The organism is Bacillus sp. FDAARGOS_235, assembly GCF_002073415.2.
GTDB classification, from domain to species: Bacteria; Bacillota; Bacilli; order Bacillales; family Bacillaceae_G; genus Bacillus_A; species Bacillus_A toyonensis.
Genome location: NZ_CP020437.2, coordinates 3,828,943 through 3,851,219, shown reverse-complemented (window position 1 = coordinate 3,851,219; position 22,277 = coordinate 3,828,943). Strand labels below are relative to the sequence as shown.

General features: G+C 36.2%; 24 protein-coding genes. 6 read left to right on the top strand and 18 right to left on the bottom strand.

Features of this window, described 5'->3' with window-relative positions; translation table 11 throughout:
- Positions 1–149: 149 nt before the first annotated feature.
- The 4 genes from A6J74_RS22035 to A6J74_RS22020 form a co-directional block, all read right to left on the bottom strand.
- A complete protein-coding gene (locus A6J74_RS22035) occupies positions 150–821 on the bottom strand; it encodes a type 1 glutamine amidotransferase domain-containing protein (protein ID WP_002109270.1) in 672 nt (223 codons plus the stop codon).
- Positions 822–928: 107 nt separating this feature from the next.
- Positions 929–1,153, bottom strand: coding sequence for a spore germination transcription factor GerE (gene gerE, locus A6J74_RS22030; protein WP_000659484.1), 225 nt, complete (start codon positions 1,151–1,153; stop codon positions 929–931).
- Between the two features lie 165 nt (positions 1,154–1,318).
- Positions 1,319–2,614, bottom strand: coding sequence for a purine/pyrimidine permease (locus A6J74_RS22025; RefSeq protein WP_080609589.1), 1,296 nt, complete (start codon positions 2,612–2,614; stop codon positions 1,319–1,321).
- A gap of 98 nt (positions 2,615–2,712) precedes the next feature.
- The gene (locus A6J74_RS22020; RefSeq protein WP_000219583.1) at positions 2,713–3,954 is read right to left on the bottom strand and encodes an amidohydrolase family protein; all 1,242 of its coding nucleotides are present in this window, start codon (positions 3,952–3,954) and stop codon (positions 2,713–2,715) included.
- 189 nt (positions 3,955–4,143) lie between these two features.
- Between A6J74_RS22020 and A6J74_RS22015 the strand changes: the two genes are divergently transcribed.
- Entirely contained in the window at positions 4,144–4,329 is a 186-nt protein-coding gene (locus A6J74_RS22015; RefSeq protein ID WP_000038412.1) for a PspC domain-containing protein, read from the top strand.
- A gap of 68 nt (positions 4,330–4,397) precedes the next feature.
- Here the strand turns inward: A6J74_RS22015 and A6J74_RS22010 are convergent, their stop codons facing one another.
- On the bottom strand, positions 4,398–4,970 hold the full coding sequence (locus tag A6J74_RS22010; protein WP_000658048.1) for a helix-turn-helix domain-containing protein: 573 nt from the start codon (positions 4,968–4,970) through the stop codon (positions 4,398–4,400).
- A gap of 100 nt (positions 4,971–5,070) precedes the next feature.
- Between A6J74_RS22010 and A6J74_RS22005 the strand changes: the two genes are divergently transcribed.
- The gene (locus A6J74_RS22005) at positions 5,071–6,036 is read left to right on the top strand and encodes a DMT family transporter (protein WP_001201643.1); all 966 of its coding nucleotides are present in this window, start codon (positions 5,071–5,073) and stop codon (positions 6,034–6,036) included.
- A 141-nt stretch (positions 6,037–6,177) separates the two neighbouring features.
- Positions 6,178–6,843: an aquaporin gene (locus A6J74_RS22000; protein WP_000913214.1), complete on the top strand. Its 666-nt coding sequence runs from the start codon at positions 6,178–6,180 to the stop codon at positions 6,841–6,843.
- A 59-nt stretch (positions 6,844–6,902) separates the two neighbouring features.
- Here the strand turns inward: A6J74_RS22000 and A6J74_RS21995 are convergent, their stop codons facing one another.
- The 3 genes from A6J74_RS21995 to A6J74_RS21985 all read right to left on the bottom strand — a co-directional run bounded on the left by A6J74_RS21995 (position 6,903) and on the right by A6J74_RS21985 (position 9,566).
- Entirely contained in the window at positions 6,903–7,334 is a 432-nt protein-coding gene (locus A6J74_RS21995) for an Rrf2 family transcriptional regulator (RefSeq protein ID WP_000512997.1), read from the bottom strand.
- 118 nt (positions 7,335–7,452) lie between these two features.
- Positions 7,453–8,679: an ABC transporter permease gene (locus tag A6J74_RS21990; protein WP_001224994.1), complete on the bottom strand. Its 1,227-nt coding sequence runs from the start codon at positions 8,677–8,679 to the stop codon at positions 7,453–7,455.
- 2 nt (positions 8,680–8,681) lie between these two features.
- Positions 8,682–9,566: an ABC transporter ATP-binding protein gene (locus A6J74_RS21985; RefSeq protein ID WP_000058105.1), complete on the bottom strand. Its 885-nt coding sequence runs from the start codon at positions 9,564–9,566 to the stop codon at positions 8,682–8,684.
- Between the two features lie 342 nt (positions 9,567–9,908).
- Between A6J74_RS21985 and A6J74_RS21980 the strand changes: the two genes are divergently transcribed.
- Entirely contained in the window at positions 9,909–10,736 is an 828-nt protein-coding gene (locus tag A6J74_RS21980) for a 5'-nucleotidase, lipoprotein e(P4) family (protein WP_000782783.1), read from the top strand.
- A gap of 29 nt (positions 10,737–10,765) precedes the next feature.
- On the opposite strand, the gene motB is transcribed toward A6J74_RS21980, so the two are convergent.
- Both motB and motA read right to left on the bottom strand, forming a co-directional pair.
- Positions 10,766–11,551, bottom strand: a complete 786-nt coding sequence (motB, locus tag A6J74_RS21975; RefSeq protein ID WP_001256739.1) for a flagellar motor protein MotB — start codon at positions 11,549–11,551, stop codon at positions 10,766–10,768.
- On the bottom strand, positions 11,541–12,335 hold the full coding sequence (motA, locus tag A6J74_RS21970; RefSeq protein ID WP_000344856.1) for a flagellar motor stator protein MotA: 795 nt from the start codon (positions 12,333–12,335) through the stop codon (positions 11,541–11,543). Before motA ends, motB begins: the two co-directional genes overlap by 11 nt.
- A gap of 264 nt (positions 12,336–12,599) precedes the next feature.
- Here motA and A6J74_RS21965 point away from each other — a divergent pair, with 264 nt between their 5' ends.
- The gene (locus A6J74_RS21965; protein ID WP_000720188.1) at positions 12,600–13,379 is read left to right on the top strand and encodes a M15 family metallopeptidase; all 780 of its coding nucleotides are present in this window, start codon (positions 12,600–12,602) and stop codon (positions 13,377–13,379) included.
- Between the two features lie 38 nt (positions 13,380–13,417).
- On the opposite strand, the gene A6J74_RS21960 is transcribed toward A6J74_RS21965, so the two are convergent.
- The 4 genes from A6J74_RS21960 to sdhC form a co-directional block, all read right to left on the bottom strand.
- Entirely contained in the window at positions 13,418–13,864 is a 447-nt protein-coding gene (locus A6J74_RS21960; protein WP_000822754.1) for an acyl-CoA thioesterase, read from the bottom strand.
- A gap of 90 nt (positions 13,865–13,954) precedes the next feature.
- A complete protein-coding gene (gene sdhB, locus A6J74_RS21955; RefSeq protein WP_001291830.1) occupies positions 13,955–14,716 on the bottom strand; it encodes a succinate dehydrogenase iron-sulfur subunit in 762 nt (253 codons plus the stop codon).
- On the bottom strand, positions 14,709–16,502 hold the full coding sequence (sdhA, locus tag A6J74_RS21950; protein WP_000676745.1) for a succinate dehydrogenase flavoprotein subunit: 1,794 nt from the start codon (positions 16,500–16,502) through the stop codon (positions 14,709–14,711). Before sdhA ends, sdhB begins: the two co-directional genes overlap by 8 nt.
- Positions 16,503–16,515: 13 nt before the next feature.
- Positions 16,516–17,142: a succinate dehydrogenase cytochrome B558 gene (sdhC, locus tag A6J74_RS21945; RefSeq protein ID WP_000678354.1), complete on the bottom strand. Its 627-nt coding sequence runs from the start codon at positions 17,140–17,142 to the stop codon at positions 16,516–16,518.
- A gap of 299 nt (positions 17,143–17,441) precedes the next feature.
- Here sdhC and A6J74_RS21940 point away from each other — a divergent pair, with 299 nt between their 5' ends.
- Positions 17,442–17,891: a YslB family protein gene (locus A6J74_RS21940; protein WP_000042215.1), complete on the top strand. Its 450-nt coding sequence runs from the start codon at positions 17,442–17,444 to the stop codon at positions 17,889–17,891.
- A 114-nt stretch (positions 17,892–18,005) separates the two neighbouring features.
- On the opposite strand, the gene uvrC is transcribed toward A6J74_RS21940, so the two are convergent.
- From uvrC to etfB, 4 genes are all read right to left on the bottom strand, one after another.
- Complete coding sequence (uvrC, locus tag A6J74_RS21935; protein WP_000544286.1) at positions 18,006–19,790, bottom strand: excinuclease ABC subunit C; 1,785 nt, start codon at positions 19,788–19,790, stop codon at positions 18,006–18,008.
- Between the two features lie 148 nt (positions 19,791–19,938).
- Complete coding sequence (trxA, locus tag A6J74_RS21930; RefSeq protein WP_000974757.1) at positions 19,939–20,253, bottom strand: thioredoxin; 315 nt, start codon at positions 20,251–20,253, stop codon at positions 19,939–19,941.
- Positions 20,254–20,464: 211 nt separating this feature from the next.
- On the bottom strand, positions 20,465–21,442 hold the full coding sequence (gene etfA / locus A6J74_RS21925) for an electron transfer flavoprotein subunit alpha (protein ID WP_000101960.1): 978 nt from the start codon (positions 21,440–21,442) through the stop codon (positions 20,465–20,467).
- Positions 21,443–21,478: 36 nt separating this feature from the next.
- Positions 21,479–22,252, bottom strand: a complete 774-nt coding sequence (etfB, locus tag A6J74_RS21920) for an electron transfer flavoprotein subunit beta (RefSeq protein ID WP_001029031.1) — start codon at positions 22,250–22,252, stop codon at positions 21,479–21,481.
- Between the last annotated feature and the right edge of the window lie 25 nt (positions 22,253–22,277).

The window sequence follows — 22,277 nt, the reverse complement described above, 5'->3', positions numbered from 1 at the left end:
TACGAAAGTCGGTTTCTTCTATATAAAGTGCATATTTACCTCGCTATTTGCCGGGCAGTAAGACCCCCACTAATTAAAGTTTCACTTTATTGCTCCATCTTTTTTTTGGAAAGAAGACATTCCTATTAATAAGAAGAAATGAGCAGAAATTAAAAGGACGATAATTTATTTACAGCCCTTTTTATAGCCTTACCTATTTCCACGCTAGACTGCGGATTTTGCCCTGTAATTAAACGACCATCCACTACAACATGTGGCGTAAAATTAGGAGCGACATAAAACAAAGCCCCTTCTTCTTTCAATTTACTTTCTAGCAAAAATGGAACTCGCTTTTCTAAATGTACAGCTTTTTCTTCATCGTTTGTATAACCTGTTATACGCTTACCGGCAACAAAAAACGAACCATCTTTATTTTTCACACCAACTAAAGAACTTACCCCGTGACAAACAGCCGCTACAATCCGGTTATTGTTATACATATTCTCAATTAAATTTGCTACATATGGATTACCTGGAAAATCTACAATCGCCCCGTGTCCACCACCAAATAATACCGCATCATACTCTGAAGAATGGACAGTTGAAATCGCCCTCGTATTTTGCAATAAAGAAGCGACATGCTTAAATTCACGAGGTATGCCATTCGGAATAGATACTCTATCAATCGGCACTCTTCCGCCTTTTATAGAAACAATATCAACATCGAACTTAGCTTTTTTAAATAAAAGATAAGGAGCTGGGAGCTCTTCCAGCCACAAACCAGTCGGGTGTCCATTCATATCATGAGCACTTGTTGAAACTAACAGTATCCTTTTCAACATATCCCCTCCTTATTACCTATTTATGTATGAAACGTTTTTATCATTCATATAGCACGTGAAACAAACAGAAAAATAGCCGACCTTTCATATAAAAGTCGGCTGCTTTCTTATAGTTCGAGCTCTCCCATGCGAAGAAGCTCAACAACTGCTTGTGAACGTCCTTTAACCCCTAGCTTTTGCATTGCGTTTGAGATGTGGTTGCGAACTGTCTTTTCACTTATAAAAAGTTCACCTGCAATTTCTTTCGTTGTTTTATCTTGAACCAGTAATTCAAATACTTCTCTCTCTCTCTTTGTGAGTAAAGGTTTAGATTGATACGCTTTTTCCTTCAACTGGTATAACCCTCCTTGCTTAAGCCAGAGCTGTGTATGTGTAAGTTGGGTGTTTATTTAGTCAAGATATTGTATGAACGAAATGTGCAGGTGGTGAATAAAAATGGGCTTTATTTCCTATGTTATTTTAGACTTTTATACAGTGCGGACACTCTTTTTATCCACTTACTTTCCAGTACGCCATGTTTGTTCTAGCAATATACTTACAACTGTACCTACAAATAAACCATTCCCGAATATATATTGCATAACAGACGGCAATGATTGGAGTGCTCCAGACGGTAAAAACATAACGCCGCTGCCAAATAATACTGCAACGCCTAAAATCATTATATTCCTTTCACTCATCGGCACTTGTTTTATATTATTAAATCCAATTCCAATTAACTGTACGAACGAAGCCATTAACACTGCAGATGCGACAGCGGATGGCAACGATGCTAAGTAACGAATAATACTCGGAAACAGCGACATTACGACTAGTAATATACATGCTAGTAAGAACGATCGTATATACTTTTGTTTTGTTAAACGTATAAATCCCGCTGTCGCCGGTAGCGGCACGACACCTACAGTTGAAAATACGGACGAAATGATATGTGAAATCCCTCCAACCCACGTACCATCCTTCAACTGTTTTTGTTCAATAGTCGCTTTATGAATCGTAGCTTGATTAATCGCTATAATAGCTGCCACTGTATTTGAAACTAAAATACATACCATAACGAAACTCGATACAGCCATCCCTGTATTCCACTTTGGAAGACCCCAAGCAAATATTTGTGGAAGTTGCACAAAATGAGTTACTTGAGATGGGATTGTCACTTTCCCTGCAATGAGAAAAATAATCCACCCACTAATTAATCCTATTAAAACGGCATAACTTTTAACGAAACCTTTTCCAAAATTAGATAGTATAATAACGAACAGAAATATACTAAACGCGATTATTGCTGTAAATCCATCAATTTGAGAAATAGTAGCTGTAATTCCTAGCATTCCTTTTAAAAATACACCACTTAATTGTAAACATAATAAAAGTAAAAACGTCCCTGTCACAACCGGCGTAAATAAAAATAAAATACGTCCAATAAAACCAGTTACTCCTAATCCTATTAAAATAACACCGGAAATGATCATTCCTAATTCCAAAATTTGCAGTGTACTATGTAATTGATCCTGTCCGGCCGTTGCATAAGCAAGTACGGTAAATACACCAACCCAAGATCCAGCTGGCCCATCCGCAATTGGTAGTCTATGTCCAATCCATCCTTGTAAAAAAGAAGATATACCAACTACAAAAAACGTACGCTGCATTAAATAAAATATTTCTTCCGTCGTAAGATGAAATAACCCACCAACGACAATTGGTAGTGCGATTGAATTCGCTAATAAAAATATAAACCATTGCAAAGTTCCCATAATATGATTTTGGTTATGTTGATTGTCCAAATTTTTCATCCCTTCTAGCTTTCCTATACGAAATATATTGTAAGAATAAAAAAGAAGAGTTCTATATTCTCAATTAGAACCCTCCTCAAATTATTTAAACGATTCTTCTACACAAGATTATTTAATTCCACCTCATTTAAACTTCCAACAACAATATCCCCTTTATACACGACTAAACGCTTTTCTGTTTGACGCGCTACCGCTTCAGCAGTACATGTTGCATTCGTTAAAACAAAGCTCGCTTCATCTCCTACATTTGGCCAAGCTCGTTTCCCTTCCTTGTTTAACGTTTCTTTTCCTCCCGTAATAAAGCGAAGTGCTTTTCCTAAAGACCTTTCGTCACTCCACCCAAAACGCTCTGCTAATCGATTTGCCTTTTGAAGCATATCGCCAGTTCCAAACGGCGACCAATGATCTGTAATACTATCATTTCCTAATGAAACTTTAACACCTTTTTTATCTAATAACGGAATTGGAATTACTTGTTTACCAATTGGCACCGTTGAAGTAATATCAATACTTAAAGCTGCTAGTCTTTCTGCCACTTCTTCAGCTTCTTTATCAGTAACACCACCAAGTCCAAGCGCATGACTAATTGTTACACGACCTTGCCACCCTGCTTCTTCTGTTAAGCTTGCCAACCTCTTCATCGTAAACGTTCCTAGATTATTCGCATCATGCAAATGAATATCAACATCTGCATTAAATTCTACTGCGATATCCATAATCGTATGTAATGATTTTTCGATATCATTATCCACTGTAGCTGGATCCACTCCACCGACTAGATTCGCACCCATACGCATCGCATCTTTCACAAGTTGTACAGAATTACTGCGCAATAATCCATGTTGCGGAAAAGCAACGATTCTACCAGACATCCGATTTTTATATGTTTCTAATGCAGCTAACGTCGCCTCCAAATTATGAAGTCCAATAATTGGATCAACATTACAATGCGTTCTAATATTCGTTGTACCATTTCGAAGTAGTAACTCTAGCATATTTTCCGCCCTGTCTTGAGCAGTTATTACTTGCTTTGGCAAAATCTTCTCTTCCTCATTAAAACGTGTAAAAATACTGTCTGCTGGCATACAAGCTTTCCAAGGCCCACTATAATATGTTTTATCAATATGAATATGCATCTCTTCGAAAGACGGCAAAATTAATAAGCGATTCACATCAAGAGTTACTATCCCTTCCTCTTGAACAATCCCTTCTATAATTTTTTTAATTCGTCCATCTTCAATGAGTAAACTACATAATTCTGTTTCTGTTCGTGAAATTGCCCCTTCTTCATATGTATACCTTGATTCAAGCATTACATTAGTCAACCAATATACTGTCATTTCTATTTCCCCACCCTTTATTAAAAATCGCCTCATACCTCTTACTATAAGTTTAATATCCGCTGAAAATTAAGACAATTAATATGATCGTTTCTCTAAAAAAATGTAATACAACCTCATAGTCTTCTCATAAATTTCCATATAGAATAGAAGTATATAGCTTCATATAAAAAAGGAGTTGATCGTTATATGTCAAAAAAATTATGTAAATCCGAAACTGATAAAATGCTATTTGGTATATGTGGTGGTTTAGGAGAATATTTTGATATTAGTTCTACTCTCATTCGTATCCTTTGGGTCATTGCTATTTTATGTTTTGGAACGGGATTTTTAGTTTACTTTATTTGTTTATTACTTATGCCACGTTCGTACTAATGGCATCACTTCCTATACTTAAGAAGAGCATATAAAAAATCACCTATAGAATTCTATAGGTGATTTTTTCATGAAGAGTATTTCATCGTTAAATGTAATACAGCCACTTCATCTTCTTCATTTTTATAGCTATGTTTCTTATTCGCTTCAAATTGAATGGAGTCAAACTCGTTTAATTCGTATACATCATTCTCCACTTGAATGGATACTTTCCCTTTCATTACCGTTACAAGCTCAATAGCACCTTCATGATGAGCTTCCGGTTCATATATACTATTCGCTCTTAAACAAGCACGGTGCATTTCCATCCCTGTTTCTTTCGTGTAACGGAACATCGTTTCTAAATGCCATGCTTGTCCTACATCTACTGCAAATCCTTCTCCGCAGCGCGCAACAGCTACAGGTTCTCCAACAACCATTAATCTCGATAAAGGTATCGATAACCCTTTCGTTATTTTCCAAATGACAGCTAACGTTGGATTCGTTTCACCTCTCTCAATTTTCCCTAATGTTAATTTACTAACTCCTGTTTTTTGGGCTAATTCTTCTAAACTTAATTTTTGTTCATTTCGAATTTGTCTTAATAGCTGACCTACTTGCTGAATGACTTCTTTCGTTTGCATATCTTCATGTTCTTTCATCTATAAAACCACCTTAAAGTATAAAATAGTTTACTTTTATTATCTTAAAGTATATTATACTATACATAATTATTTATTTCCAAAAGGAGTGTTATATTTCATGCGTGCAATATTATTAGGCCTCTTATCATCAGCCTTTTTTTCTGCAACTTTTATTATTAATAGAGCAATGAATGTATCTGGAACGAGCTGGGCTTGGACAGCTTCCTTCCGCTTTTTATTCGCTCTCCCTATTTTATTCCTTATCGTTTTATTTCGCAAAAACTTAGGTGGGTTATGGGCAGAGTTAAAAAAACATCCATTCGCATGGATCGGATGGGGTTCCGTTGCAGGGATTGGTTTCTATTCTTTATTAAGTTTCGCAGCTGTCTTCTCTCCGGCTTGGCTCGTTGCCGGAACTTGGCAAGTTACGATATTAGCAGGTTTACTTTTATCACCACTATTTTTCGTAAAAATAGAAACGAAGTCAGGTACAAAACTTGTACGCGGAAAAATTCCGCTTCGTAGTTTATATGTAGCATTATTTATTTTACTAGGTGTAATTTGTATGCAAACAACTGCAGCTGGACACATTACAATAACTCAGTTCATTTCAGGGTTTTTACCTGTCGTATTAGCTGCTTTTTTATATCCGTTCGGCAACCGAAAAATGATGGAACTTGTGGGGGGACGTCTTGATACATTCCAGCGTGTATTAGGAATGGCAATAGGCAGTCTTCCTATTACAATTTTACTTGGTATATACGGATTTTCTACTACTGGTATTCCAACATCCAGCCAAATGCTGCAAGGATTTTTGTTAGCTTTATGTTCCGGCGTCATTGCGACGATGACATTTTTCTTTGCCACTGACTTAGCAAAAGACAACCTCGCTTTACTTGGTGCCGTTGAAGCAACACAAGCTGGAACGATGGTCTTTACAGTACTTGGTGAAATTGTGTTCTTGAACGGTTCATTCCCTGGTGGCCTTTCCCTATTTGGAATGATTATTATTATGTTAGGAATGGTTGCAAATAGTATTTTAAACCGTTCTGTTCCAGTCATTAAACAGAAAAAGTCAGCATAACAAAAGATATGGTTCTTCTTCATAGAACCATATCTTTTTTATTGTCCCCCTATTTCGCCTTATCAGAATAGTATTTCATTGGCTGTTTATACGAAAACCTATGTTATAATACGTTTCATGCGCATTAATAGGAGGTAAATTATGTTAAAAAAAGCAATCGCTGAATTTATTGGTACATTTGTACTTGTATTATTCGGAACTGGAGTAGCTGTCACTGGCGGCGGAATTGAAGGAATTGGAACATTAGGAATCGCTATGGCTTTCGGTCTATCTATTGTAGCTATGGCATATAGCATTGGAACAATTTCTGGATGTCACATTAACCCAGCAGTATCGGTAGCTATGTTCATTAACAAAAGAATGAACGCTATGGAACTTTGTTATTATGTATTAGCTCAAATTTTAGGTGGTTTATTAGGAACTGCAACGTTAGTAACGATTTTACGCTCTGCTAAAACACCTTTAGATAATTTAGGACAAAATGGTTTCGGAACTCTTGGTTTATCTGGAGCATTTTTAGTTGAGTTCGTTTTAACTTTCGTATTTATTTTAGTTATCATGGCTGTAACAGGTAAAAAAGGAAGTTCTTCTTTAGCGGGACTAGTAATTGGTTTCACATTAGTTTTAATTCACTTATTAGGAATTCCTTTAACTGGAACATCTGTTAACCCTGCTCGTAGTATCGCACCAGCTTTATTTGTTGGTGGAGAAGCACTTTCTCAACTATGGGTATTCATCGTAGCACCAATTCTTGGTGGTATCGTAGCAGCTATCGTAGGTAAATTCATTTTAAATACTGAAAAATAGAATTTTCAATATTTCTGAATAAAAAAAGGCGAGCCCTCATTATGAGGAAGCTCGCTTTTTTATTCTTTTATTTTAGACTTTAAATTTGTAACTAATTGCTCTACCGTTACATTTGCAAGTACGGTTTCCATCGCTTCTTGCGCTTGCATTAAAATAATTTCTAATACTGATTGAATATTAGCTCCTACTGGACATTCAATGTTGGGATTTTCATGGAAGGAAAATAGATGTCCTTCTTCTACAACTTCCACTGCTTTATATACATCAAGTAATGTAATTTCTTCTAAATCACGAGCAAGTGTCGTACCACCTTTACCGGCTTGTACATCAACAAGTCCTGCTCTCTTCAACATTCCTGTAATGCGACGAATCACAACTGGATTTGTATTCACACTACCAGCAATCCATTCAGAGGTACAGCGAGAGTTTCGATCTATCGCAAGTAAAGTCAACATATGAACACCTACTGTAAAACGACTACTAATTCCCATCTGCACACCCTCCTTTGTATTCATTCTATTAAAAGACAACTCTTACTATTATATACTATTTTTAATTTATACATAAAGAAAAAGCATGATTTCAATAGAAAATCATGCTTTTCTCTCATTATTGACGCTTAATAAATTTTGCTAAATCTTTAAATTTCACTTTGTCTGAGTAATTCATTACACCATTTACATAGATACGACTTGTAACAGCGTTTAATATACCAATCGTCGCCAATAAGACTACTAATGTTATCGTAATTTCTAACATGCCTGCTTCACCGGCTACAATACGTGAGAAGGTAACCATCGGTGTAAAGAACGGAACGTAAGAACTTACAACAACGATAGTACTATTCGGATCACTTAATGATTTAATACTAATGAAGAATGCAGCCATAATTAAAATCATTATCGGGAAAGATACAGCTTGTAAATCCTCCGTCTTAGAAACAACAGCGCCAGCTGCAGCGTACATCATCGCATAAAGTAAATATCCCGTAATGAAATAAACAAGGAACATACTTATAACTTTTGCATCTAATTTTGTAAAGTCAATTGGAATTCCAAATAATGAGGCGTTTTCTAAATCGACCCACCCTAACAAATAAGGAATAAGATAACCGCACGCTAATATGACCAGTTGTAATAAAGCTGTTGAAACAACTGCTAATATTTTCGCATACATCATCGTAAGCGGTTTTACTTTCGGCAGCATGACTTCCATTACACGTGACGCCTTTTCTGATGCAATATTCATTGCAATTGTATTTCCGAACGCGACAATAAACATATATAAAGCAAATGTAAAGAAATAGGCAATTCCGAAAGAAGAAGAGCGATCTTTTATTGCTTCTTGTTTCACTGAAATTTCAGTTTGCAATTGCTGTGCAATTTTTGGTGAAACATTATGCTTTGCAATTGTCACCATTGTATATTGTTGTTTGAAATAACTTGCCATGATTGCAGAAGTTGCTTGGCTAGGAAATCCATTATACATATACGTAACCTCTGGAGCTCCATTCTTTTCTATTACATGAAACAAGCCATCCAGCTCACCGTCTTCTACTTGTTTATGCAGTTTATCAAAATCTGCTTTTGAACCAACCGTTATTTTTGCTGATGGTAATAGCTTAGTTAACTCTTCTTTTTGTACGTTGTATGTGGAACTTTCTGTTACAACTGCAATTTTATCTTTATCCTTACTTTTATCATTCCCTGAAGTAAAATGATTAAATGCAAAAATCCCAAATACAACTAAAAATAATATAGCACTCGTAATTAATGATTTTTTAGATAAAAACGCTTCTCTAAAATAAAATGAAAATACATGAGAAAATTTACGCATCGTTATTTCGCCCTCTCTACAAAGATTTCATTTAACGTCGGCTCTAACATTTTAAATTGGCGCAAGGTAACACCTTGTTCTTGCAATTGTTGTAAAATCTTTAGAGCTTCTGCATCGTCTTGTACTTTTATATAAAGAAGGCCTTGTTGTTTTTCATATGAAACATGTATAGCTTCTAATCCCTTTTCATTCTCTGCTGTATCTTCAATCGTTAAATTACGGAAACCATATTCTTTCTTAATATCACTTAACTGTCCTTTGACAACTGCTTCGCCTTTTTTCAAAATACATACATGTTGGCAAAAAGCTTCTACTTGTTCCATACGATGACTGGATAAAATAATTGTCTTCCCGCTCTGTACTTGTTCTTCAATAATGCTAGCTAACATCCCAGCATTGACTGGGTCAAGTCCGCTAAACGGTTCATCTAAGATGAGAAGTTCAGGATTATGAAGAAGAGCAGCAATTAATTGAATTTTTTGCTGATTCCCTTTTGAAAGCTCTCCTGCCGTTTTAAATTTGTATTCTGGAATTGCTAATCGCTCTAACCAGTGGTCAATGGCAAGATCTACTTCTTTTTTCGTCATTCCTTCTAATCTACCAAAATATCGCAGCTGGTCTATTACTCTACTTTTTGTATATAAACCTCTTTCTTCTGGTAAATAACCAATCGTTACCCCACTAGTCCCAAATGATTTTCCATCCCATGTAATAGAGCCTTCATTAGGCGTTAATAATCCGAGAAGCATTTTGATTGTAGTTGTTTTCCCTGCACCATTTCGTCCAAGTAATCCTAGCACTTCACCTTTTGGTAACGAAATTTGCAAACCGTTAACTGCTTTTGATTCCCCAAATAGTTTCGTTAAGTTTTGAATTTGTAAACTCAAAGTATAAAGCCTCCCCTTTATTATCATTCGTACTCTCTTTCAAAGATTATGTTTATTTAGGATAAAATATAGCACTACGCTTCATCCTCTTATATATAACATTACCTTTAATCCATCATTTGTTCTATTTAGTTAAAATTGTAAATAATAAAGGTTTATTTGTCAATTATAATTGTCATTACGACAATAAAACCTGTCAAAATGACTATCATTATTTTGCTCATCTTTCTAATATAGGACACACTACTATATATACAAAAGACAATATGCAAATGTTCATAAAAAATTTTTATATTTTAATATATAATATAAGATGATTTTCTAACATCAAGGAGGATACATATGAAGATGAAGAGGGGCATTACCACTTTATTATCTGTAGCGGTTCTATCTACATCGCTTGTAGCATGTTCAGGAACGACAGAGAAAACAGCGTCCAAAGAAGAAAAAGTAAAATTAACAGAACAGCAATTAATGGCTGATTTATGGTATCAAACAGCTGGCGAAACGAAAGCACTTTACTACCAAGGGTACAATATCGGTCAATTGAAGCTGGATGCAGCTCTTGCAAAAGGGACAGCAAAAAAACCTGCTATCGTACTTGATTTAGATGAAACTGTTTTAGACAACAGTCCTCATCAAGCAATGAGTGTAAAGACAGGAAAAGGCTATCCTTACAAATGGGATGATTGGATTAATAAGGCTGAAGCTGAAGCCCTTCCAGGCGCAATTGATTTCTTAAAATATACAGAGTCTAAAGGTGTAGATATTTACTACATCTCAAATCGTAAAACGAACCAACTAGATGCAACTATTAAAAATCTTGAGCGCGTAGGTGCTCCTCAAGCAACGAAAGAACATATATTATTACAAGATCCGAAAGAAAAAGGGAAAGAGAAACGCCGTGAACTCGTTTCTCAAACACATGATATTGTCTTATTCTTCGGTGATAACTTATCTGATTTCACTGGTTTTGATGGTAAATCGGTAAAAGATCGCAATCAAACAGTTGCAGATTCAAAAGCACAATTTGGTGAGAAATTCATCATTTTCCCTAATCCAATGTACGGTGATTGGGAAGGCGCTTTGTATGACTATGATTTCAAAAAATCAGATACGGAAAAAGATAAAGTCCGTCGTGACAACTTAAAATCATTTGAAGCAAAATAAAAGAGGATGGCATTTGCCATCCTCTTTCTTTATTGCATATTTCTCGTTAAAGGTAAAATAAACACTTCTACACGTCTATTTTTTGCTTTTCCTTCCGGTGTATCATTTTGTGCAATCGAACGGTATTCTCCATAACCAATTGCACTAAATTTTCCTGGTTGCAAATCTTTATTTTGAAGTAATACCTGCATAAAATTAACGGCACGCTGTGTACTTAACTCCCAGTTTGATGCAAACTGAGCATTTGCGATAGGAACAGTATCTGTATGACCAGATACTGTAATCTCACGAGGTGATGCGGAAACAAGCAGGTTAGACATCTCTTTTGCAATCCCTAACGATTCTAATTTCACATCTGCTTTCCCCGAGTCGAATAGTACATTTTCTAATATTGTTACCATTAATCCTTTTTCAGTTAAATCGGTTTTAAAAGAAGACGATAATTGCTTTTCCTCAATATATTTATCAATACCTTTTTGTACCGCTTTTAATTCATTCATTTCTTGCTGCTTTACTTCAGCCTCAGCATTCTTTTTAATCTGCTCAGATTCTAAACTATTTGCTGACAACTCTTTCTCTTCATTCGGCTTCTGGTCACTTAAAAACTCTTTATTTCCTGTTCCACCTGCTAGTTCACTCCGAAAAGCTACTGCCATCTGTTTAAACTTCGCAGCATCTATACTACTCATTGCGAATAATACGATGAATAATGCAAATAACAACGTTAACATATCAGAATACGGAATTAACCACGTTTCATCGATATGCTCATCATGTTTTTTCTTTTTACCTCTTCTATTTTTTTTACTCCGCATTTTTTTCTGCTCCTATTTCTAGCTTTTTACGCTCAGTTGCAGAAAGTGCACCTAAAATACGGTTCTTCATAATAAACGGATATGTACCTTCTTGTAACATTAATAAACAATCAATAATTAAACGTTTTTTCTCGATTTCAGCTGCAGATTTTTGCTTTAACTTATTTGCAAATGGATGCCATAGTACATAACCTGAAAAAATACCAAAAATCGTTGCAATAAACGCACCTGAAATAGCATGTCCTAACTTGTCAATATCAGTTAAATTACCAAGCGCAGCTACAAGACCAATAACAGCACCTAAAACCCCTAATGTCGGTGCATACGTACCAGCTTGTGAAAAAATCGCCGCTCCTTTTGCATGCCTTTCTTCAATTGCTTCTAATTCAGCTTCTAAAATCTGCTCTAAATCTTCTGCGGATACGCCATCAATCACAAATTTCATACCACGTAAAAGAAATTCATCTTGAATTTTGTCTAATTGTTGCTCTAAAGACAAAATACCGTATTTTCTACTTTCAGATGTCCAATGAACAAATAATTCTAGCAACTGTTCATAACTTAAATCCTTTTTATTTGAACCAAAAAGAACTTTAAATAATTTTGGAACCCTTTTTAGTTGATTCATCGGAAATGCAATACAAACTGCGGCAAATGTACCGATGAAAATAATTAATGCTGCGGCAGGATTCAATAAGGCTGTTACGTCAGCGCCCTTGACGACCATCCCTACTACTACCGCTACAAATCCTAAAATGAGTCCAATAATTGTTGCAAAATCCATTCCCATTCACTCCTAGTCTATACAAGAAGTTCTTTATTCTCGATAATCGCTACATCTTCTTATGTATATATATTACATAAAAAATTCAATTCATGAAAGATAAGAAATGAATTATATGAAAAAATACTACAATTTCACACATTTTCTGACATTTTCTTTGCATTTTCATTACGTTACGGCTCTTATATTTCTTTTTCAACAAACTAAACTTATAATAAAAACAATACATATTTTATTAAGAAAGGACTGTGATTACAAGGCATCATGAAAAAAATAATAATTATTTCTGCCGCTACTATTGTAATCGGTATCACATCTTTCGCTTATTTCAGTTCTGAATCACCATTACAAAATGGGGCGAAAGCTGTCGAAAGTCAAAAACATAGTAACCATCCAAAAGAAGAGATTCCTGCTTTTCCAAAAGCTGATCATAATGAAAAAAAACTAGATGATAATTTTTCCGTTGTAACAAATCCAGATTCTGCTCTTGTATTAGTCAATAAACATCGTAAATTACCAGATGGGTATATTCCAGAAGATTTAAAGAAACCGAACGTACCATTTACTAGTCCAAAAGATAAAGAGAAAACATTACTTCGTAAAGATGCTGCAGATGCGCTTGAGAAAATGTTCCAAGCAGCGAAAAACGAGGGGATAGAACTTACAGCAGTTTCAGGTTACCGTTCTTACAAACGTCAACAGTCATTACATAATACCTATATTAAGCGCCAAGGAAAAACTGAGGCTAATTCGGTAAGTGCAATTCCAGGAACAAGTGAGCATCAAACTGGTCTAGCAATGGATATTAGCTCAAAATCTGCTAAATTCCAATTAGAACCAATCTTTGGCGAGACAACAGAAGGGAAATGGGTTGCAAAACACGCCCATGAGTTTGGATTTGTCATTCGTTATTTAGAAGATAAAACAGAAACAACAGAGTACGCATACGAACCATGGCACATACGCTACGTTGGTAATCCATATGCCACATACATATATAAACACCATCTAACATTAGAAGAGGCAATGAAGGATAAAAAATAAGAGAGCGATTCGCTCTCTTATTTTTGTATTCTCTTCTATTATTTTAGTAATTTCATCTTCCATTCTTCAGGCCATGGCTCGCCTCTTCCTGTTTTTTTCGATGCTTGTACCATCATACCGCGTCCAACTAAACAAACTTCCCCTTCTGCATTTTTGACCATATAGTGCAAATCTAAAGAAGAATTCCCAACTGTTCCTGCCTTTACATATACTTTCAACTGCTCATCAAAATATATTTGTTTGATGAAATTACATTGTAAATCTGCAACAACGATCATCGTTTCTGATGATTCATTTGTCCATTCTTGCATAAATCCAAGTTCTTTAAACAATGCGATACGTGCTTCTTCAAAATATGTAAAAGCAATGACATTATTTACATGTCCAAACATATCTACTTCACCGAAACGAACTTTTACAGGATTGTAAAACGAAAAACCACTTTCCCATTGCTTAAAGTCTTCAATATAAGAAATTCTCTTCATCGTTTTCTCTCCTTTTCAATTACTAATATACAGAATAAACTGAAAAATAACCTTATAAATATTGCCCCTTCAAATGAAGAGGCATATTTATTAATAGTTATTATCGCTACCAAAGAAATCTTTGAACGATTGAATTGTTGTATCACGGTTTAATGCTGCGATTGAAGTTGTTAATGGAATACCTTTCGGACATGATTGCACACAGTTTTGAGAGTTACCACAGTTTGCAAGCCCTCCATCTCCCATAATTGCACGTAAGCGATCTGCTTTGTGCATTTCACCTGTTGGATGCGAGTTGAATAAACGAGCTTGTGATAACGGTGCTGGTCCAATAAAGTCAGATTTACTGTTTACGTTTGGACATGATTCTAAGCAAACACCACATGTCATACATTTTGAAAGCTCATAAGCCCATTGACGTTTCTTCTCCGGCATTCTTGGTCCTGGACCTAGGTCATACGTACCATCGATTGGAATCCAAGCCTTAACGCGTTTTAATGCGTTAAACATACGACTACGGTCAACTTGTAAATCACGTACAACCGGGAATGTCTTCATCGGTTTTAAGCGAATTGGCTGTTCTAATTGATCAATAAGCGCTGTACATGATTGACGTGGTTTTCCGTTAATAACCATCGAGCAAGCGCCACATACTTCCTCTAAACAGTTCATATCCCATGCAATCGGAGTTGTTTGGTTCCCTTTTGAATCAACAGGATTACGGCGAATTTCCATAAGTGCCGAAATAATATTCATATTTGGACGATATGGAATTTCAAACTCTTGGTCAAACTCTTGTGCATCTGGTCCATCTTGTCTCGTAATGATGAGGCGGATTGTTTTCTCAGACATGTTGCTTATCCCCCTTCTCTTCACCCTTAGCAGCTACATCATGTTTTGAAGAATAGTCACGTTTACGTGGTTTAATTAATGAAACATCCACTTCTTCGTAATGGAATGCTGGTGCATTTCCTTCTCCCTCAAATTTTGCCATTGTAGTTTTTAAGAAGTTTGCATCATCACGATTTGGGAATTCCGGTTTGTAATGCGCTCCGCGGCTTTCATTACGGTTATATGCCCCAATTGTAATAACACGAGCTAGCTCAAACATATTTGCAAGTTGACGTGTAAATGAAGCACCCTGGTTACTCCATCTTGCTGTATCGTTAATGTTAATGCGTTTGTAACGCGCCATTAACTCTTCAATTTTTGCATCTGTTTCTAATAACTTTTTATTTTCACGAACTACTGTAACGTTATCTGTCATCCATTCTCCCAACTCTTTGTGAAGAACATATGCATTTTCGTTACCATCAAGCGTTAAAATATTGTTAAATTTCTCTGTTTCGATTAATTCATTTTGCTCATATACACTAGATGAAACAGCATCAGATGATTTAGAAAGACCTTTCATATACTCAATTGCGTTCGGTCCTGCTACCATACCACCGTAAATTGCTGATAATAGTGAATTCGCACCAAGGCGGTTACCACCGTGCATAGAATAATCGCACTCACCTGCTGCAAATAAACCTGGAATGCTTGTCATTTGCTTATAATCAACCCATAGCCCGCCCATTGAATAGTGAACCGCTGGGAAGATTTTCATTGGTAGTTTACGAGGATCATCTCCTGTAAACTTCTCATAGATTTCAATAATTCCACCAAGTTTAATATCTAGTTCTTTCGGATCTTTATGAGAAAGATCTAGGTACACCATGTTTTCACCGTTAATACCTAGTTTTTGCTCTACGCAAACATCAAAGATTTCACGCGTTGCAATATCACGAGGTACAAGGTTTCCGTAAGCAGGATATTTCTCTTCTAAGAAGTACCATGGCTTACCATCTTTATATGTCCAAACACGCCCACCTTCACCACGTGCAGATTCACTCATAAGACGTAACTTATCGTCTCCAGGAATTGCCGTTGGATGGATTTGAATAAACTCACCGTTCGCATAATATGCACCTTGTTGATATACAGCAGACGCTGCTGTACCTGTATTGATAATAGAGTTAGTTGATTTTCCAAAGATGATACCAGGGCCCCCTGTTGCCATAATCACGGCATCAGCTTGGAAACTTTTAATCTCCATAGTTTGTAAGTCTTGTGCAACGATTCCTCGGCACACACCTTCATCATCAACAACAGCTCGTAAGAAATCCCAACCTTCATATTTCGTTACAAGTCCTGCTACTTCGTGACGACGTACTTGCTCATCTAATGCGTATAGTAATTGCTGTCCAGTTGTTGCACCAGCAAATGCTGTACGGTGATGTTGTGTTCCACCAAAACGACGGAAATCAAGAAGTCCTTCTTCCGTACGGTTGAACATAACACCCATACGGTCCATTAAATGAATAATACCAGGTGCTGCTTCACACATTGCTTTAACTGGTGGTTGGTTCGCTAAGAAATCCCCACCATAAATTGTATCGTCAAAGTGGATCCATGGAGAATCCCCTTCACCTTTCGTATTTACGGCACCGTTAATTCCGCCCTGAGCACATACAGAATGTGAACGTTTTACTGGTACTAATGAAAACAGTTCAACATTTACTCCTGCTTCTGCCGCTTTAATCGTTGCCATTAAGCCAGCCAAGCCACCGCCGACTACTATAAGTTTCCCTTTCATGCTCTCCCACTCCTTACTGGTTTGCTAGCTGTGGATCGATGAACGCTAATAATGCACTCACACCTACATAAGATAGACCTAAGAAAATAGCTAATGTTACATAAGTAGAGATTCTTTGTGAACGTGGAGACACTGTAATTCCCCAGCTAATGCAGAATGTCCATAGTCCATTTGCAAAGTGGAAAATTGTTGAAACAACACCAACTAAATAGAATGCAAACATAGCTGGATTGTTTAAAATATCTGCCATCATATCGTAGTTTACCTCTTTACCTAACATTGCTTGAATACGAGTTTCCCAGACATGCCAAGAAATGAAGATCAGCGTAACGATACCTGAAATTCGTTGGAAGACGAACATCCAGTTACGGAAATAACCGTAAGATACCGCATTGTTCTTAGCTGTAAATGCAATATATAAGCCATATATAGCATGGTACAGTATAGGTAAAAAGATGATGAAAATTTCTAGCGCATACCGGAATGGAAGGAGCTCCATAAAGCCTGCAGCTTTGTTAAAAGCCTCTGCTCCTCTTGTTGCAAAGTTGTTTACAATTAGATGTTGCGTCAAAAAGACACCAACCGGGATGACCCCCATTAATGAGTGCCACTTACGAAACGTATACTCGCGGCCTTTCATGTCCCCATTACCCCCTTGAATGTTTGACTGCTGTTTTCAGATTAATTTACAACAATAATGTTTTTTCACTATTGGCATAAGAAAAACTGAAAAAATTATTCGAAATATTTCAGCATAATTTGATACCAAGTTCATTTTACTCCTATTTTTGTCGAAGCGTCAAGAAAACGTATACATAATTTGCATATAATTTGCCAATTCTTTTTTTCTTCTTATATATTCAGATTTTCCTAAAGAAAAATCTGTTTTTATAAATGAGAAATGTTATATAATAAGCCCTATAGAAAGAGGGGAATATTGTGAGCAAAAATACAATCGATATAACATCTTTAGAAGATGTTTCATTGAACGCCTTCGCTTATGAATTGCTACGTGAAGAATTACTACCTGATTTAATTGGTAACGATTTAGATGGTATTTTATACTGGTCCGGTAGAAACCTTGCAAGAAAATATCCGCTAGAAACAATTGAAGAAGTCATTCAGTTCTTTGAAAAAGCTGGTTGGGGCACTTTAAGTATTATTGAACATAAACGTCGTGAAATGCAGTTCCAACTTAAAGGCACTCTCATTGCTGAACGTCAAAAACAAAACAGACATTCTTCTTATCAATTAGAAGCTGGATTCATTGCTGAGCAAATTCAGAAGCAACGAAACGTCGTAGCAGAGTCATACGAAGAAAAGAAAAAACGTTCAGACTCTATTACATTTCTTGTGAAATGGGATATAAAAGATCTCATTGAAGTGTAGCCTTATCTACAGTCAACTAGACATATAAGTTTAGTTGACTTTTTTGTATTTTCATTCAGATGAGTTTATTTTAAATCTTCAGAAATTATACCAAAAAACAGAAGACGTTGTAAACTACAACGTCTTCTTATCTGTTAAATACGTATAAATTGTTTCCGCGACATTTTTCGGCATACCCGCTTCGACAAATTCTGCTACAGAAGCTTCTTTCATCTTCTTTAATGAACCAAAATGTTTTAACAATACCTTTTTCCGTTTATCACCGATTCCTGGAATATCGTCCAGTGCTGATTGAATGACAGATTTCCCGTGTAATTGACGATGGAATGTAATCGCAAATCGATGCACTTCATCTTGAATGCGCTGCAATAAATAAAATTCTTGGCTATTCCTCTCGAGTATCACCGGTTCAGGTGGATCCCCAATAATTAAATGGGATGTTTTATGTTTGTCATCTTTTACAAGGCCTGCCATCGGAATATATAACCCAAGCTCATTTTCTAGAACATCACTTACAGCTGCCAGATGACCTTTTCCCCCGTCAATAATGATTAAATCTGGTAATGGTAAATTCTCTTTAAGTGCCCTTGTATAACGGCGCCTCACAACTTCTCTCATAGACTCATAATCATCTGGTCCTTGAACCGTTTTAATTTTATATTTCCTGTACTCTTTCTTCGCTGGTTTCCCATCGATAAAAGCAATCATTGCAGAAACGGGATTTGTTCCTTGAATATTTGAGTTATCAAACGCTTCAATACGATACGGTGTTTCAATCCCGAGCTGCTTTCCTAACTGATCTACAGCTTTAATCGTTCGCTCTTCATCACGTTCAATTAAGTAGAATTTCTCTTCAAGTGCAATTTTCGCATTTTTATTTGCTAATTCTACAAGATCTTTTTTCTTACCACGTTTCGGCTGCGTCGCTTCAACTTCTAAAAAGCGCTCTACTAATTCTGAGTCTATACTTCCTGGAACAACAATTTCTTTCGGTTTAAAATGACTGCTGTTTTCATAAAATTGACCGATAAACGTTAAAAATCCCTCTTCTGGTTCATCATAGATTGGAAACATAGAAACATCACGTTCAATTAGCTTTCCTTTTCGAACGAAGAAAACTTGAACGCACATCCATCCTTTATCAACTGCATATCCAAATACATCACGGTCCACTAAGTCACTCATAATCATCTTTTGTTTTTCCATAATTGCATCTATATGAGCAATTTGATCTCGCAATTCTTTCGCACGTTCAAATTCTAGTTTCTCTGAAGCCTCATACATCTTTGTTTCTAATTCTGAACGAATTTCTTTATGTCCACCATTTAAAAACTTAATAATTTCATCCACAATTTCTTTATTTTGTTCTTCCGTCACTTCTTTCACACAAGGTGCTAAACATTGGCCCATGTGATAATATAAACACACTTTATCGGGCATGTTTGAGCATTTGCGAAGCGGATACATGCGATCTAATAGTTTTTTCGTTTCATGAGCTGATTGTGCATTCGGATAAGGGCCAAAATACTTTCCTTTATCCTTTTTTACGTTACGCGTAATGAGTAAGCGCGGCTGTTTTTCAGCGGTAATTTTAATAAAAGGATATGTTTTATCATCTTTTAATTGAATATTATATTTTGGATCATACTTTTTTATTAAATTTAACTCTAAAATAAGAGCCTCCAAATTTGAAGAGGTTACGATATATTCAAAATCTACAATTTCTCCTACAAGCCGAAGTGTTTTCCCATCATGCGAACCAGTAAAGTACGAGCGCACACGATTTTTTAACACTTTTGCCTTCCCGACATATATAACCGTTCCTTGCTTATCTTTCATTAAATAACAACCAGGTTGATCTGGTAAAATAGCCAATTTCTCTTTCAAATGTTCGTGCACTCGCCTACCTCCATTTCTACATGCTTATCATTGCAAATTCAAAATAAAAACATACAATGACAAAACACCCAACATACGTTCTTTTATTGTAACGGAAAGGTTTAAAAAAGGAAAATAAAAAAAGCTACCAAATGGTAGCTTCTTTCTTTTAGAAGTGTTTAGAAACTAATTCTACTAACGCTTCTTTCGGTTTGTAACCTAACGCTTGATCAACTACTTTACCGTCTTTTAATACGAAAAGAGCTGGAATGCTCATTACTTCAAATTGACGAGCAGTTTCTTGGTTTTCATCAACGTCTACTTTTACTACTTTTACTTTTTCACCTAGTTCTGAATCGATTTCCTCTAATACAGGAGCGATCATTTTACAAGGTCCACACCAAGGTGCCCAGAAATCTAATAATACAACACCTTCGCTAGTTTCAGCTGCGAAGCTTTGGTCATTTGCGTTTATAATTGCCATTTTATTTCCTCCTTCAAGTATATTCTACCAAGAGTATATCATTAACTTATATACGTGGCGAATAATATGTATCGTTATGTATTGTAACAAAAAAATGTTCCTTTATACTATATAAAAATATGGATGAAATACTAAAAAGGTGAGGGACAGGGGATCCCTCACCTTTTTCTATATATAGGGGTACTTCACTTGGAACTCAAGGGTACTCAAATCATGAATGTACTTTTAACTTTTTAAACTCTTCTGTTAAAAGAGGTAAAACTTCGAATAAGTCACCAACAATACCATAGTCAGCTACTTTGAAAATACTTGCTTCTGGATCTTTATTAATTGCAACGATTATTTTTGAGTTAGACATACCAGCTAAATGCTGAATCGCACCAGAAATACCGCATGCAATGTATAGATCTGGCGTAACGACTTTACCCGTTTGACCAATTTGTAATGAGTAATCGCAATACTCAGCGTCACAAGCACCACGAGATGCTCCAACAGCGCCGCCTAGTACATCAGCTAACTCTTTTAATGGCTTAAATCCATCTTCACTCTTCACACCACGTCCGCCAGCGATAATAACTTTCGCTTCTGAAAGATCAACGCCTTCTGCAGTTTTACGGACAACATCTTGAATAATTGTACGTAAATCTTTCACATCTACTGTAATAGAAGACACGTCACCTGTGCGAGACTCGTCTTTTTCAAGAGTTGCAATGTTATTTGGACGCACTGTCGCAAATAAGATACCATCTGTTACAATCTTCTTCTCAAACGCTTTACCAGAGTAAATCGGACGAGTGAAGATAACATTTCCACCTTCAACTTCTAAAGCAGTTACATCAGAAATTAGACCAGCTTCAAGTTTCGCTGCTAATTTTGGTGATAAATCTTTACCAAGTGCTGTATGTCCAAATACGATACCTTCTGGCTTTTCTTCAGCATATACAGCTAAAAACGCTTGTGCGTAACCATCAGATGTATATGATTTTAATTTATCATTTTCAACTGTCACAACGCGATCTGCACCGTAATGAATCAATTCATTTGCAAAAGAGGCAACGCTGTCTCCAACTAGAAGACCTACCACTTCACCGCCTTCTGCAATTGTTTTTGCTGCTGCTACCGCTTCAAACGAAACGTTACGTAGCGATCCGTCACGAACTTCACCCATTACTAATACTTTACGAGCCATAGATTTTCCCTCCTGCATATATAATTTCGTATTTTATTAGATTACTTTCGCTTCTGTATGGAGCAACGATACAAGTTCTTTTACTTGATCTTGCAGCTCGCCTTGTAACACTTTTCCTGCATCTTTCTTAGGAGGCAAATAGATTTCAATTGTTTTTGTCTTTGCTTCCACATCATCTTCTTCTAAATCTAAATCATCTAATTCTACTTCTTCCAGTGGCTTTTTCTTCGCTTTCATAATACCTGGAAGCGATGGATAACGCGGTTCGTTTAAACCTTGTTGTGCTGTTACTAAAACTGGTAATGACGTTTCAATAACTTCTGTATCACCTTCAACGTCACGCTCAATCTTCACGTTTGTACCATCAATCTCAAGTTTTGTAATTGTCGTTACGTACGGAATATTTAGCGCTTCAGCTACGCGTGGACCAACTTGTCCAGATGCACCGTCAATCGCAACGTTTCCGCCTAAAATTAAATCTGCATCTTTATCTTTTAAATATTCAGCAAGTACTTTTGCTGTTGTAAACTGATCGCCATTTTCAACATCATCTTCAATATTAATTAATACCGCTTTATCACAGCCCATCGCTAATGCTGTACGAAGTTCTTTCTCACTATCTTCGCCACCAACTGTTACGACAGTAACTTCTCCACCTTGTGCGTCTCTTACTTGAATTGCTTCTTCAATCGCATATTCATCGTAAGGGTTGATGATGAATTCCGCTTCGCCATCGTAAATTGCACCGTTTTTAATTACGATTTTTTCTTCTGTATCAAATGTTCGTTTCATGAGTACGTAGATGTTCATTCCATTTACCCCCTTATTTTTTTCA